Origin of the sequence: Prochlorococcus sp. MIT 0604, assembly GCF_000757845.1 — a bacterium.
GTDB lineage: Bacteria > Cyanobacteriota > Cyanobacteriia > PCC-6307 > Cyanobiaceae > Prochlorococcus_A.
The window spans coordinates 1,410,027-1,422,520 of sequence record NZ_CP007753.1; the positions used below are offsets into that span (position 1 = coordinate 1,410,027).

Consider the following 12,494-nt stretch of genomic DNA (forward strand, 5'->3'; position numbering starts at 1 on the left):
ATAGAAGTTAACACATATTTAATGGAATAGCTAAAAATACGGTTTTGCACTTGAGCCCTACTACCTAAAAATAAGATTGGAGGATGGAATTATCAGAACAGTATAGAGGATGTATTGGATTATCTTTGATTGTTTTTTTAATTAAAAGCGGTCCAAGAGGATTATCAAAATTATTTTTCCTAATTGAGTTATATTGCATTATTTTTTTTGATATTTTTTTATTTCTATTCAGAAATTTTCCTTTGTTACCCCAACCTATCCATAAATCACAATTTTTATTTTCAGACCAGTGTTTTAAGTTTTTATTAATATGATTATTGTTTAGATGACCCACAGGATTTTTGTGATTAAAAAGTTTTTCTGGTTTGCTTGAAATCAGAGCAAATAGATTGATTAACTTTACTTTGCCATAATTATTGTTTTTCGAAATTTTGATTATCTTTTTTGTTGTATTATCTAAGAAAACTTGATCCGATAATGAGGGATTTAAACCAATAAAAATAATTTCCTTTGTAGATTTAGAAATCTTATAACTTAAACTCCATCTATATAGTTTGTTAGCACTTATTAAACAATTTCTTTCTAGAAATAAATTTTTCAACCTAAACCTACACCTCTAGCCATAAGAGTGGCAAATAACGGTATTGTTGCAAAGCCTACTAGTTCAGTAGTAATGATTAGTCTGAACCTCTTAACTAGATTCTCAGATATTTCAGGTAATTTATTCTTACTTAATGGAATGGCCCATAAGATATAGGTTGTTGTTGGGTATAAAGAAAGTAATCCTACCAGAATGTAAAGAGAAACCTTTATCCAAAACACAGGATTACCTGTATAGAAATCACCTCCTTGACCAAAATACTTAACACGCAAAATTCCAGTAACTAATATTGCAACTCCTGCCAAACCATAAACTAAGTCTGCAATTATCATTGAGATCGTCTCATTCCTATTAAGACCTACTTTGAGAGTCAATCTTTCAAATAAAAGAGAACCGAAACACAAAATAATTCCTAAATAATGAACATATGCTACTAATGCACTTTTAGCAATTTCACCTGTAAATAGCGTTCCGAATAACATTTTCTAGTCAAATTTTATACAATACTAACCACCAAATAAATAATTTGTTTAGAAAATAGATTTAACAATGAAAAGCAAGGTATTAAATCTAGGACTCTAAAAACCTTTTTTGACCATCTTCAAAAAAATCCTTTTTATTCCATACTTCTATTACATCTGGGAAATGTTTTTCCATACAATTATCACAAACCCCATGACTGAATCTAATATCACTAATTTTCGAAAGATATTTTTCTAAATGCATCCAATCGCCCTCCTTATTTTTCACTTCTCTGCAATATGAACATACAGATAAAATCCCTTCCTGTTTATGCAAATTAGATAATGCATCTAGCAAATTTAATGACTTTTTTCTAAGCTCTAAAAATGAAACTATTTGCTTGGATAATAATTCCATAATATTAAATTGTTGTGTAGTTAAATTTCCTGGCTTTCTATCTATTACACAAAGAGTTCCAAGCTTATTACCATCACTATTTCTAAGGGGAAAACCTGCATAAAAACGAATCTTTGGATCTCCAGTTACCAATGGATTATTTATAAATCTTTCATCTTGGAAAGCATCATGAATAATTAATGGACTATTTTCTTTTATTGCATGTGTACAAAAAGACCAATCTCTTTTAGTTTCTGATATTTGAAGTCCTATTTTGGATTTAAACCATTGTTTATCTTTGTCTACCAAAGTCATTAAAGAAATAGGCACATTACAGGTTGTAGCAGCAATTTTTGTAATATCGTCATAACATGATTCTGGCTTAGTTCCCAAAATCCTATATTCTGCTAAAGCTTTTAATCTTCTTTCTTCTTCTTCTTTTTTTGATACAAGATTCTGCATTAATCTTCACCAATAATTAAAACTTTAAAATTAAAGCTTCTTCAAAAAACTTTTTCCGTTTAATACTTAATAAAAAAAAGATAAACTTATTGATTTGTTACTTATTGATTTGTTACTTATTGATTTGTTATTTAATTGATTTGTTACTTAATGTTTGAGCTTTGAGACTGCCATCCCAGCGATCCATCCACTTGTCCAACAATGTTGAAAATTAAAACCACCTGTGATCCCATCAACATCTAAAACTTCTCCTGAAAAAAATAATCCTGGACAAATTAAGCTCTCCATACTTTTAAAATTGACTTCATTAATTTTTACGCCTCCAGAAGTAACAAATTCCTCTCCAAATTGTCCTTTGCCCGAAATTATATATTTATCCTTCATTAGAATATTTATCATTTTCTCTCTTTCATCCGCCAGTAAATCACCCCACTTTTTCTCTTTTTCAATACCTATTTTATTTAATAAAAAAATCCATAATCTTTTTGTTAATAGTGGAACAGGTCTACTGTTAATTAGATTCACCTTACCTTTATTTAATCTTAAATAGTTAACTTTTTCTTTTAACTCCTCATAACTTAAAGCAGACCATTTAATGATTAGATTAAATTTATATTTTTGGCTATAAAGTTCCCTTGCTGCAATTGATGAAAGTTTTAATACTACTGGTCCACTAAAACCCCAATGTGTTATCAGTAAATCACCTCTATTTTGAAAATTCTTATTTTTTAATTTAATTTCTATATCTATGCCCTTTATCGATACCCCACTACATTCATCCAAATTTGGTTCTTTTGTAGCAAAAGTAAAAAGCGATGGTACAGGTTTAACAATGTTATGTCCAAGATTTTGAGCTAATTTATATCCGCTTGGATTACCTCCAGTTGAAAGAATAATATTTTTTGAAGTTACCTTTGCTTTTTTAAGACTAAAAATATTGAATATATTATCTGGAGTTTTTGAAATTTCTTTTACAAAAAATTTTGTTATTATCTCTACATTTTTTGATAAAGCACTTTTTCTCAAACAATCAATAACATCCGAAGAAGAGTTAGACACTGGGAATACTCTCAGATCTTCCTCAATTTTTAATTTTAACCCTTTTTTCTCAAACCAATCATATACATCTCCAGCAGCAAAACGATTAAATGATTCCAAGAGCTTAATTCCACCTCTGGGGTAATTCTCAATTAGTTCATTAGGTATCCATGTCGCATTAGTGACGTTACATCTCCCCCCTCCACTAATCCTTACTTTCTCCATAAGTTTTGAAGTGCCTTCAAGAATTATTATTTTTTTTACTCCATTTTCAGCAGCAGTTATTGCTGTCATAAAACCAGCTGCACCGCCTCCTACAACTGCTAAATCAAAAGGTTCCAAAAACTGATTATTTAATATGCTTCAATCTGATAATAGCAAGGAGTTATAAAGAAAAATTATTCCAAAAACCATAAAAAAAGAAATAAAAAACTTAAAAACTACTTAATAAATAGCTGCAATTCAATAATTTTTAAATTTCTAAAAAAATCAACGCAGTCGTTATTTTTATGCTTTAAGTTTATTACATGAGTCTAGTATTTTCTTACGTTAAATATTCTGAGGCCAGTTTTCCTATGACTGGTCAATATTCGGCTCTTCTTTTAATAACTTCTGTTATTTGGGTTTTACTTTGGTTTGGATATAGACAAAATAAGATAAATGATGAGATCAAGAAAAAAGAAAAAGAAGAAAGAATTAATGCGAAAGTTAAAAGAAGAAAGAAATTAGAGAGTTTGTACCCTAGTAATAAAAAAACTGTTTAAAATAAGTTTCTTTTAAGTAAATATGAAAAAAATTAATTTCAAATCATTAATACAGTACTTACCTGGGATTTTGATTCTTATTTATGTATTCTTTTTAGCATTTACTCAATTTATAAAATAAAATTTTTAAAAATTATTCGTTTTGATTGGAATCCTTTCTGCTTTTGGAGCTGCTACATCTTGGACATATGCATGCTTTATTTGGCGCTCACAAACTCAAAAATATAAATCAATAGATATTAATTTAATAAAAAATATAATAGCTTTTTTAATTTTTATACCTACTTTTTTCAATCTAAGTTCTACAACTGAATTTAAATACATATTAATCCTGCTAATTAGTGGAATAATAGGTATTGGTTTAGGTGATACTTTCTACCTAAAGTCATTACAAACAATTGGCACAAGAAAAACTCTATCTATAGAAACTCTTTCTCCGTTAATGGCTGCTTTGTCAGGGGAAATTTTTATTAATGAAAATTTAACAACTAAATCTTGGGTTGGAATAATCATAGTATCGATTTCGCTATTCATAATTCTCAAAAAAGGTAACGATTTTCAAGGAGGAACCTCCACTTTCTCAGAAAAAAATAACTTTAAGATTTTTGCTTTTCCTTTTTTATCAGTTTTATGTGCTGTTCTTGGAGGTCTTTTTTCAAGGATGGTTTTTCTTCAAAGCAATTTATCTCCTTTCCTTACCACTGAAATAAGATTATTAGGTGCAATAATTTTTTTGGTTAGTCTAAAAGGTTTTAGAATTAATTTTTTCTTGAAAAACATAGAGAAACAACAACAAAGAAGATTTTTGCTCTCAATACTTCTTGGAACAAATATAGGAATATTGCTACAACAAGTTGTTTTTAAAACCCTTCCCATAGGAGTAGGATGGGCTTTATTAAGCACATCTCCAGTAATTTCTTTATTTTTTGCTAAGAATGAGGAAAGAGAAATTACCAAAAAAATAATATTTTTTACTTGTTTTTTATTTTTTGGCTTGACATTAATAATTCTTTAATCACTGAGTTAATGTAAAAAATACTCATGTTAATAGAAATCAGATTAAGTAAAATTACCCTATAAGTACTCAAAAAAATGAAAATTTTAAAGAAAAAAAGAATCGGCACATTGGAAGTTTATTTTATTTTTCTAAGCTGCATTTATGCAGGCTTTATAGGTTATAAATCTCTATTAAATATTTTATTTACTTAGAATTAATTAATTCTTTCTAATGATTTAATCAACTTACCTCCATCTTGGTCATCATCATCATTTGAAGCAAAAAATAAAAAAAATATCCCTAGAGAAGCTATAGATAGCGAAATTGACAATACAGAAAGCTCATCCATAAATTAGAAATTTTTTCTATGATAAACGAAAAAAAATAAAAGATAGTAAAGAAATACACATTCTCGAAAATAAAATTTTCTTTATTTGTAAAATAAAAAAACACATCCGAAGTATTTCTTGAATGTTCTGATATCTTCCCCCTATAGTGCAAGCTTAATAATTCAGTATGGAATAAAGAGTTGGCTTATTTAGGAATGTGAGCCAAGCTAATTTCAATGGAATTACGATGATAAGTAAATTAGCTTAGTTATTGAAGGTCAAGCGAAAATAAGTACCCGAAACGGAGACATATTCGTGATTAAAGCTGGAGATCTAGTTGAGTTTCCTGCTGGACTTTACTTCAAATGGGAGGTAACCAAAAGTATTAAAAAAAATTTATCGATTGGGTAGCTAAATTAAAAAAAAGATTTTTTCTTTCTTTACTGTTAAGTCAATGCAGATAAAATATGGTTAATAAATAATTTTCAAAAGGGAAACTAATATTATGCCTTTTACCGATCAAGAATATTTTGAGGTTATCGAAAAAAACGAAATAGTAAAAAAGGCCTTTGAAAATATTAAGCAAATTTGCATTGATTTACAAAAAGAAACGAATTGTCCTGAAGAGGATCTAGAAGATTTTCTTGAGTTTATTTCTAAACAATGGAATAAGTAATAATTAACAAGCCTTTTTAAACACTAAATTTAAAATTTCAATTTAGTTTTCTGACAGAATAAGTTCTAATCTAATTCTTTTTTTGGTTTTGTATTTATGCTGGAAGTTTCCTTAGCAGCAGAAACAAAGAAAAAGAAGCCTACAATTCCTGATATACCAAATATTGCAGCCAAAGGATCAAAAGTGAAAGAAAACATAGAATTTATAAAATCAAGATAAATAATAGTTTTTGAATCAGAATTGTACAATTATTGTTAAGTATAAAAAATAACAATTGCGCGATTCATTATGTCATTATCAGTTTCTCATTAGGTTCAATAAAATTATTATTCAAATTCATATTGAAGAATAAAAATATCAATACATACCAAAGATCTATTCGTTTGAAAGAGAAAAGTTTTTAAAAATATTTATAGAAATATTGAATTCCACTACCTAAAGTATCCACAATTGTTGTTTCTTTAGATTAATATCAATTTATGACAGATCTATATTCAGCTTCTTCCTCAGTAAGTCCTTTTACAGCAATACTATGGTGTTTTTACCCAATAGCTGTACTAGTAATTATTGAATTACTACTTGGAGGTGGGTTTGATGATGATAACGACGATCAAGATGGCGGAATGCTTATACCTGCTTACTCTAGATCTAACGTTTGATACTATATTAAGTCTAAAATTAAAAACTTCTATTCAAGCTCAGTAAATTGACTGACTATTTTAATTCAACTTTCATACCCTTAATAATACTTACTTTCCTTATCATTTATTTTTTCTCTTGGCTTGTCTTAAAAACCCATAAAGAAGGTAGAAAAGCTCTAACAGAAATAAATGAGGATAGATCATAAATATAAAAAAGTTCCAAAATTCAAAAGTTTGTAGAGTCCTTTATCGCTTACTTTTAAAAGGTTTCCTAACTTAAATAAATATTCCTAATAAATAACGACTTTTACTTATGAAAGTTTGAGAAATCATAAAGAAACCAAATAAATATTAGAATCTGTGAAATTGTTAGGTTTAACAACTACATATTGATTGATATCCTTTTATTTATAAAAGGCTTTGTCTTTGTAGTTACCTTGATAAAAAAATGCATCTAAATTCTTTACTTTATATTTGTTCTATATCTTTATTCATTTATGTAATGGCGCTATTTTGGAGAGACTTGCCAAATCAAAAAAAGTAAATAAATAATTAATATTAATTTTGTTGCTTATCAAAATAAATTGAGTTATTAATTTAATATTGGATTTAAATTTTTTTATATAAATGCTGCAAGAATCTTCAAACAACAACAACAAAAATATATTCTCAGAAGCTACAAGTATTTCAAAAGAAAAGATGATTTGCAAAGACGGATTCTGTTCATTACCAAATCAAGATGAGATCCCTAAAAAAGATTCAAATGATATGAATTTATTTGATCCTATTAGGTAAATAAATAACATTTTGATAAATTGAAGATTAAATTGATAATGTTAAATTCTTTAAATTTTTTAAATTTATGCTTAATGACTTTTTAAACGCATATAAAGAGTTTTGGATTAAAGCTACAGAATTCAAAGGATACACATCTAGATCAGACTGGTGGTTAGTTCAATTAGCGAATTTTATAATTTCTTTACTAACTATCCCAATTTTTTTAAAGACGTTCGGTTTTAATGCCTATGGAATAGTTTGTATCATTCCTCAAATAGCTATTGATATAAGAAGAATAAGAGATTTTGGAAAAGATTGGAAATGGATCTTTATTAATTTAATACCTATCTTCGGATGGATCTTGTGGTTCATCTGGTTAGGCTTTGGAAAGACTGGTAATGGGAAAAATAAACTTATATAGAAATTAACTCTTTATTTTTTTCTTTTTTTTAAAATCTACAAATCTTATCTTGTTTCTTAACTCTATTTGTTTGTCAATAATTCTAAACACATGCATCTCACATTCTGTTAATTTAAGAAACTGATCGAGTGTATCTTTATCTTCTTCATCAAAATTCTCGAAAACTTCTGAAATAGCAATACTATTTCTAGTGATAAAATCCTCTGCAACATCTCGAGGACTCATGCCTGATTCAAAATCCTGAAAAGCTTCATAAGAATTAAGTTCTCTCGTTAACCAATTAAACCATGGTTCATTATTATGTTTTTTATTTATGATTTTCTTCATAAAAAAATTTTTTACTAATTTAATAATTATTAATTATTGATTCTTTGACAGCTGTACAATTACTTATTTTAAAATTTAATTAAAGATAAACCCTATTTATCTTTCACAAAATAACTAGCATAATTCACCATAAAATTGCTAAAGAATAAGTATTTATTACTCATTTTTTGTTTAGTAGATAGCTAGAATTAACTTTATTTAAAGTACATTGTCGATTCCATTTTATGACTTTCCTTCATCTCCAATTTTAATTATTGGTGCTGGTGGTATTGCAGTAGCGATAGCAGTTTTTTTTGTCTCTTACCAAAAATATTTTAATTCTCCTTTGAACAAAGAGCTTGCAGAAAAGAAAAAAGCCTTAATTAAAGAACAAAAAGAATTAAATGAAAGATTAGAAAAAATAGATCAAGATTTAAAAAATTTATAAAAAAAACACTTATAGAAATGAGTTAATGATCTCGAATTCAAGACCTTAATTTTTTAATAAGGAATTATGGTCTATAAGAGGTTATGGATAAAGATCATCTTATTGAGTTAATTTCTAATAGCCTTCTTTACGAGAGTAAAAATTCAGACTCTACTAAAAATCTTAGTGACTTTAAAAATTACTTAGAAAGATTAAATCTAGATCAATTGAGAACTATGTCTAAAGAATTTATTCTTTAGTATGCTTATTAAAATATTTTATTGTTTAGTAAATAACTTATACTCTTTAAAATCATTATTATCAAGAAAATAAGAAAAATATGCTTAAAATAAATAGAAGTGATTTTTTAATAAAGCCATTTCTAAAAAAAAATAATTTTAGAGCTTCTTATCAAATTATTTCCACTATCTTCCCAATAATTTCTATTTGGTTAATCGTCTACCAGATAATAAATCAACCCTCTTCATTACTTATAAAAGGATTTCTATTAATTCCTACTATAGTTCTTCTAACTCTTTTCTCTTCTCGAACATTCTCATTAATGCATGATTGCGGTCATAATTCTCTTTTTACAAAACCCAAATTAAACCGCTTTTTTGGATTTTTGCTTGGATTGGTGAATGGGATCCCCCAGAAATCATGGTCAATTGATCATGCATTTCATCATAGAAATAATGGAAACTGGGAAATTTATAAAGGCCCAATAGATGTTTTAAGTCTTGAAGAATATAATAACCTTACAAAAAGAGATCAAAGATTTTATAAAGTAAGTCGTAACTGGATAATGCTTTTTCCTGGAGGCTTTTATTACTTAGTTTTAAAACCTAGATTAGGACTGGTTATTATTATTTTTAATTTCACTAAAGATATATTAGAAGAGACTTTTGCAAAAATTAAAAACAGAGAACTTTCTAAACTATTAACTATTAATTCAAGGTTCAAACCCCCTTTTTCTGATTATGGAAATAATTTCAGTGAGCTCTTTGAATTAATAATAAATAACATAGTAGTCATAATAGGGTGGACTTTCATGAGTAAATGGTTGGGTTTAGCTTTTTTCTTATCATTTTATTCCCTAGTATTAACCCTATCAGCCGCAATTTTAATATGTATTTTTTTCGTCCAACATAACTATGCAAATGCGTATGCTAAAAATACAAAAAATTGGGATATCCTCGATGGAGCGATTTTGGGAAGCAGCAATTTAGATATACCTAATTGGCTAAATTGGTTTCTAGCAGACATCTCTTTCCACAGCATTCATCATCTGTCTGAAAGAATTCCAAATTATAACTTAAGAGCTTGTCATAAAGCGAATATTCATTTGCTTCATCAATCAAAGTTCTTAAAATTAAGCGATTTTTCAAATTGCTTTAAATATATTATTTGGGATAATAAGAACGAAAAATTAATCCCGCTAGGTTAATAATTAAAACCTAATTAAACCTTCTTCTTAACTTTCTTTTAAGGGGAATACTGCTATATGCATGAGTACCAATAGATGGAGGTAAGTCATTTTTTAAAGGATGCATAAAAGCGTTTGCCATACTCTCTAACATTTTCGAAAGCCAATTAATTGCTGATTTCATTTGAAAATCTAAAAAGTGTACTTTTTTATCATCTAACTAAATTACTGAAAAGTAAATCAGTCTTTATGCTGATTTTTTTGGAAGATTACCTTACACAAGGTATATTAAATAATTAAAAATATTTTTCTTTTACTCTTTCAAAATGAAAAATATTACTACCTTTTTGAAGGTATAAGAGGTGCAAAATAAATTTAGGAAATAATACTTATTTTTTCTAATTGACTTAATAAAGCAAATTTTTGAACATCATTTCATGCTATATCTCTATTCCAAATTAATTTAACAATATTATGAATGATTCATTTGTTTCTACCAACCAGAATATAGAAAAAGATTCTATAAATTCATATTTTGAGTGTATTACTGAATGCAATATTGTGGATGGTCATCAAGAATGTATTACTCGTTGTTTAGAAATTCACTTAAAGGGGGGTGATCAAAATGAATAAAAGAAATTCCCCTCAAAGGAAAACAACTTTAAAATGGAACTCAAATGGAGAGCTTTCTGAAATTGATATGTTAAGAATTTTAGAAAAGATATCAACTGATAATCTTAATCAATGTGAATTAACGTGTGATCCTGATCAAAGTTAAAAGTATTTATATCAAAAATCTTTAATCATGAATTACGAAAAAAAATTTGATACCAGTATAAAAAAATTCTATTAAGATCTAGAACATTTTCTCAATACCTTAGGTTTTAATTTAAAAAATTAATTTTTAGAACTCCTACCTTTTTTTAAGAATGTTTTACTAATTTCTTTTTTTGTTAGTTGAATCGGTTTTACTAAACCTGAATCGCCATGAGTTGGACAATAATAAGTCATAAGCATCCACTTTTTTTCTTCATCCATAAGAAATCTTTAAGTAATGATTAAGTAGATAGGACGAATTATGAAAAAATTGATGTTTTTTAATCTTTTTTTCTTTTTTACTTAATAATTTATAAAAAATTTGAATCTATTCTCACTAAATAGATATAAATACGCATGACTTTTAAAAAAAATCCTGCTATTTATTAATAAATTCAAAATTATTCATGTCTTTAGAATCTATATTAATTATAGTTGCTCCAATCTGTCTTTTTACAGTAGGAGTCATAGTTCTACCTATTCTAGTAAAGCCACGCAAACAATCTGGTTTACCTAAGAAGTACATACGCGGTCTTTAAATTAATTAAGATTTAAAGAAGAGCAAAGCTAATCAGCATAAAAAGAATTAAATAAATTAACAATAGGATAATATAAAAAAATTTCGGCACAAATAATTTATTTGAAGATGAAATTAAAATCGTAAAAATTTTTATCGAAAAAAAATTTAAAATCTTTTCATTTTGAGATCCTGTGATGGATAATAGAATATATAAATTCACTTTTATTTAAAAATTCTTATCCAAAAAAATTTGAGTAATATAAAATTATCAGGTCTTAAAGGCCAAGCGCTTGTAATAGAGGATAATGATATTCCAAGCATAAAAGAATTTCAGGATGTTATCCCAGATCACTACTTTAAGAGCAACACTAAAACTTCTTTGAAGTATCTTTTACAATCAGCTTTAATCCAATCATTAGTAGTTGCGATAGGTTTATCTATTCCATTTACCCCAAAAATGATCCCAATTTGGATTGTTTACTCATTTCTATCAGGCACCACTGCAATGGGATTTTGGGTAATTGCCCATGAATGTGGGCATGGAGCATTCTCTAGAAACAAGACATTGGAATCTATAACTGGTTATTTACTACATTCATTACTTCTAGTGCCTTATTTTTCTTGGCAGCGTTCTCATGCAGTTCATCATCGATTTACAAATAACATAACCAATGGAGAAACTCACGTCCCTTTAGTCATTAAAGGGAACGGAGTTACAGAAAAAGTTGGCGGAGAAAAGGAATTACATTTTTCAAATTCCTTAGGCAAGAAAAATTACGGAATTCTTCAACTCGTTTTACATCTAATATTTGGATGGCCTGCTTATTTACTTACGGGAAGCACAGGAGGTATTAAATATGGCACCTCAAATCATTTTTGGCCTACTAAACCATTTTCTAAAGCATTATGGCCATCAATATGGACCAAGAAAGTTTGGATATCAGATATTGGTGTGGGTTTAACATTATTAGGCATTGTTTATTTAGTTTCCAAGTATGGATTATTTCCAGTAATTACTCTGTATTTTGGTCCTTTATTGGTGGTTAATTGTTGGCTAGTAATTTATACATGGCTTCACCATACAGATTCAGATGTACCTCATCTTTCAAATACGGAATTTTCCTTTATGAGAGGAGCATTTCTATCTATTGACAGGCCTTACGGTAAAGTTCTTAATTTTCTTCACCATAATATAGGTTCTAGCCATCTAGTTCATCATGTATGTCCAACGATCCCTCATTATCACGCAAAAAAGGCAACTATCTTAATTAAAAAAGCTTTTAAAAAAGCATATCTTTTTAATCCTGATCCAATACACAAAGCTCTATGGAATATTGCTTGCAATTGCGTTGCTGTTAAGTCAGACATCAAGAGAGGAAGGTATATTTGGCAATCTTCATACAAAATAGTGGATTAAAAACACAATAAGCATCAA

The 12,494-nt window shown here is 27.7% G+C and carries 21 protein-coding genes; 12 read left to right on the forward strand and 9 right to left on the reverse strand.

Annotated elements, in window-relative coordinates; genetic code table 11:
- Positions 1 to 64 precede the first annotated feature (64 nt).
- From EW14_RS07835 to EW14_RS07850, 4 genes are all read right to left on the reverse strand, one after another.
- Complete coding sequence (locus EW14_RS07835; protein WP_042850918.1) at positions 65 to 601, reverse strand: DUF1643 domain-containing protein; 537 nt, start codon at positions 599 to 601, stop codon at positions 65 to 67.
- A complete protein-coding gene (locus EW14_RS07840) occupies positions 598 to 1,083 on the reverse strand; it encodes a DUF2214 family protein (protein ID WP_042850919.1) in 486 nt (161 codons plus the stop codon). Before EW14_RS07840 ends, EW14_RS07835 begins: the two co-directional genes overlap by 4 nt.
- Positions 1,084 to 1,171: 88 nt before the next feature.
- Positions 1,172 to 1,921 (reverse strand): GAF domain-containing protein, encoded by a 750-nt coding sequence (locus tag EW14_RS07845; RefSeq protein ID WP_042850920.1) that lies wholly within the window; start codon positions 1,919 to 1,921, stop codon positions 1,172 to 1,174.
- A 147-nt stretch (positions 1,922 to 2,068) separates the two neighbouring features.
- Positions 2,069 to 3,301 (reverse strand): NAD(P)/FAD-dependent oxidoreductase, encoded by a 1,233-nt coding sequence (locus EW14_RS07850; RefSeq protein WP_042850921.1) that lies wholly within the window; start codon positions 3,299 to 3,301, stop codon positions 2,069 to 2,071.
- A 185-nt stretch (positions 3,302 to 3,486) separates the two neighbouring features.
- Here EW14_RS07850 and EW14_RS07855 point away from each other — a divergent pair, with 185 nt between their 5' ends.
- Both EW14_RS07855 and EW14_RS07860 read left to right on the forward strand, forming a co-directional pair.
- The gene (locus EW14_RS07855; RefSeq protein WP_042850922.1) at positions 3,487 to 3,723 is read left to right on the forward strand and encodes a hypothetical protein; all 237 of its coding nucleotides are present in this window, start codon (positions 3,487 to 3,489) and stop codon (positions 3,721 to 3,723) included.
- 142 nt (positions 3,724 to 3,865) lie between these two features.
- Positions 3,866 to 4,738: an EamA family transporter gene (locus tag EW14_RS07860; RefSeq protein ID WP_042850923.1), complete on the forward strand. Its 873-nt coding sequence runs from the start codon at positions 3,866 to 3,868 to the stop codon at positions 4,736 to 4,738.
- A gap of 196 nt (positions 4,739 to 4,934) precedes the next feature.
- Here EW14_RS07860 and EW14_RS10650 read toward each other — a convergent pair whose 3' ends face one another.
- Positions 4,935 to 5,069, reverse strand: coding sequence for a hypothetical protein (locus EW14_RS10650; RefSeq protein ID WP_012008254.1), 135 nt, complete (start codon positions 5,067 to 5,069; stop codon positions 4,935 to 4,937).
- A gap of 295 nt (positions 5,070 to 5,364) precedes the next feature.
- On the opposite strand from EW14_RS10650, the gene EW14_RS10580 reads away from it, so the two are divergent.
- Positions 5,365 to 5,460: a hypothetical protein gene (locus EW14_RS10580; protein WP_369794268.1), complete on the forward strand. Its 96-nt coding sequence runs from the start codon at positions 5,365 to 5,367 to the stop codon at positions 5,458 to 5,460.
- A gap of 94 nt (positions 5,461 to 5,554) precedes the next feature.
- Positions 5,555 to 5,725 carry a hypothetical protein gene (locus EW14_RS10425; protein WP_197049573.1) on the forward strand — a complete coding sequence of 57 codons (171 nt, stop codon included), beginning with the start codon at positions 5,555 to 5,557 and terminating at the stop codon, positions 5,723 to 5,725.
- 65 nt (positions 5,726 to 5,790) lie between these two features.
- On the opposite strand, the gene EW14_RS10655 is transcribed toward EW14_RS10425, so the two are convergent.
- Entirely contained in the window at positions 5,791 to 5,922 is a 132-nt protein-coding gene (locus EW14_RS10655; RefSeq protein WP_255347393.1) for a hypothetical protein, read from the reverse strand.
- Positions 5,923 to 6,204: 282 nt separating this feature from the next.
- On the opposite strand from EW14_RS10655, the gene EW14_RS07875 reads away from it, so the two are divergent.
- The 3 genes from EW14_RS07875 to EW14_RS07880 all read left to right on the forward strand — a co-directional run bounded on the left by EW14_RS07875 (position 6,205) and on the right by EW14_RS07880 (position 7,564).
- Complete coding sequence (locus EW14_RS07875) at positions 6,205 to 6,384, forward strand: hypothetical protein (protein ID WP_042850926.1); 180 nt, start codon at positions 6,205 to 6,207, stop codon at positions 6,382 to 6,384.
- Between the two features lie 609 nt (positions 6,385 to 6,993).
- Positions 6,994 to 7,161, forward strand: coding sequence for a hypothetical protein (locus tag EW14_RS10430; protein WP_197049574.1), 168 nt, complete (start codon positions 6,994 to 6,996; stop codon positions 7,159 to 7,161).
- 67 nt (positions 7,162 to 7,228) lie between these two features.
- Positions 7,229 to 7,564, forward strand: a complete 336-nt coding sequence (locus EW14_RS07880) for a DUF805 domain-containing protein (protein ID WP_042850927.1) — start codon at positions 7,229 to 7,231, stop codon at positions 7,562 to 7,564.
- Between the two features lie 3 nt (positions 7,565 to 7,567).
- Here the strand turns inward: EW14_RS07880 and EW14_RS07885 are convergent, their stop codons facing one another.
- Complete coding sequence (locus tag EW14_RS07885; protein ID WP_042850928.1) at positions 7,568 to 7,891, reverse strand: hypothetical protein; 324 nt, start codon at positions 7,889 to 7,891, stop codon at positions 7,568 to 7,570.
- A gap of 208 nt (positions 7,892 to 8,099) precedes the next feature.
- Here EW14_RS07885 and EW14_RS07890 point away from each other — a divergent pair, with 208 nt between their 5' ends.
- From EW14_RS07890 to EW14_RS07895, 3 genes are all read left to right on the forward strand, one after another.
- On the forward strand, positions 8,100 to 8,318 hold the full coding sequence (locus EW14_RS07890) for a M protein (RefSeq protein ID WP_042850929.1): 219 nt from the start codon (positions 8,100 to 8,102) through the stop codon (positions 8,316 to 8,318).
- An 83-nt stretch (positions 8,319 to 8,401) separates the two neighbouring features.
- Positions 8,402 to 8,557 (forward strand): hypothetical protein, encoded by a 156-nt coding sequence (locus EW14_RS10435; RefSeq protein WP_011863497.1) that lies wholly within the window; start codon positions 8,402 to 8,404, stop codon positions 8,555 to 8,557.
- Between the two features lie 80 nt (positions 8,558 to 8,637).
- Entirely contained in the window at positions 8,638 to 9,744 is a 1,107-nt protein-coding gene (locus EW14_RS07895) for a fatty acid desaturase (RefSeq protein WP_042850930.1), read from the forward strand.
- A 10-nt stretch (positions 9,745 to 9,754) separates the two neighbouring features.
- Here EW14_RS07895 and EW14_RS10440 read toward each other — a convergent pair whose 3' ends face one another.
- Positions 9,755 to 9,907: a hypothetical protein gene (locus EW14_RS10440; RefSeq protein ID WP_197049575.1), complete on the reverse strand. Its 153-nt coding sequence runs from the start codon at positions 9,905 to 9,907 to the stop codon at positions 9,755 to 9,757.
- Positions 9,908 to 10,348: 441 nt separating this feature from the next.
- On the opposite strand from EW14_RS10440, the gene EW14_RS10445 reads away from it, so the two are divergent.
- A complete protein-coding gene (locus EW14_RS10445; protein ID WP_197049576.1) occupies positions 10,349 to 10,501 on the forward strand; it encodes a hypothetical protein in 153 nt (50 codons plus the stop codon).
- A gap of 119 nt (positions 10,502 to 10,620) precedes the next feature.
- On the opposite strand, the gene EW14_RS10450 is transcribed toward EW14_RS10445, so the two are convergent.
- Positions 10,621 to 10,761 carry a hypothetical protein gene (locus tag EW14_RS10450; RefSeq protein ID WP_179852250.1) on the reverse strand — a complete coding sequence of 47 codons (141 nt, stop codon included), beginning with the start codon at positions 10,759 to 10,761 and terminating at the stop codon, positions 10,621 to 10,623.
- Positions 10,762 to 11,309: 548 nt separating this feature from the next.
- Between EW14_RS10450 and EW14_RS07900 the strand changes: the two genes are divergently transcribed.
- Positions 11,310 to 12,476: a fatty acid desaturase gene (locus EW14_RS07900; RefSeq protein WP_042850931.1), complete on the forward strand. Its 1,167-nt coding sequence runs from the start codon at positions 11,310 to 11,312 to the stop codon at positions 12,474 to 12,476.
- Positions 12,477 to 12,494: the final 18 nt, after the last annotated feature.

Excerpts from the sequence above, each read along its gene's own strand:
- EW14_RS07840 (WP_042850919.1), bottom strand. The coding sequence starts at position 1,083 with ATGTTATTCGGAACGCTATTTACAGGTGAAATTGCTAAAAGTGCATTA.
- EW14_RS07845 (WP_042850920.1), bottom strand. The coding sequence starts at position 1,921 with ATGCAGAATCTTGTATCAAAAAAAGAAGAAGAAGAAAGAAGATTAAAA.
- EW14_RS07855 (WP_042850922.1), top strand. The coding sequence starts at position 3,487 with ATGAGTCTAGTATTTTCTTACGTTAAATATTCTGAGGCCAGTTTTCCT.
- EW14_RS10650 (WP_012008254.1), bottom strand. The coding sequence starts at position 5,069 with ATGGATGAGCTTTCTGTATTGTCAATTTCGCTATCTATAGCTTCTCTA.
- EW14_RS10425 (WP_197049573.1), top strand. The coding sequence starts at position 5,555 with ATGCCTTTTACCGATCAAGAATATTTTGAGGTTATCGAAAAAAACGAA.
- EW14_RS10655 (WP_255347393.1), bottom strand. The coding sequence starts at position 5,922 with ATGTTTTCTTTCACTTTTGATCCTTTGGCTGCAATATTTGGTATATCA.
- EW14_RS07875 (WP_042850926.1), top strand. The coding sequence starts at position 6,205 with ATGACAGATCTATATTCAGCTTCTTCCTCAGTAAGTCCTTTTACAGCA.
- EW14_RS10430 (WP_197049574.1), top strand. The coding sequence starts at position 6,994 with ATGCTGCAAGAATCTTCAAACAACAACAACAAAAATATATTCTCAGAA.
- EW14_RS07880 (WP_042850927.1), top strand. The coding sequence starts at position 7,229 with ATGCTTAATGACTTTTTAAACGCATATAAAGAGTTTTGGATTAAAGCT.
- EW14_RS07885 (WP_042850928.1), bottom strand. The coding sequence starts at position 7,891 with ATGAAGAAAATCATAAATAAAAAACATAATAATGAACCATGGTTTAAT.
- EW14_RS10435 (WP_011863497.1), top strand. The coding sequence starts at position 8,402 with ATGGATAAAGATCATCTTATTGAGTTAATTTCTAATAGCCTTCTTTAC.
- EW14_RS07895 (WP_042850930.1), top strand. The coding sequence starts at position 8,638 with ATGCTTAAAATAAATAGAAGTGATTTTTTAATAAAGCCATTTCTAAAA.
- EW14_RS10440 (WP_197049575.1), bottom strand. The coding sequence starts at position 9,907 with ATGAAATCAGCAATTAATTGGCTTTCGAAAATGTTAGAGAGTATGGCA.
- EW14_RS10445 (WP_197049576.1), top strand. The coding sequence starts at position 10,349 with ATGAATAAAAGAAATTCCCCTCAAAGGAAAACAACTTTAAAATGGAAC.
- EW14_RS10450 (WP_179852250.1), bottom strand. The coding sequence starts at position 10,761 with ATGGATGAAGAAAAAAAGTGGATGCTTATGACTTATTATTGTCCAACT.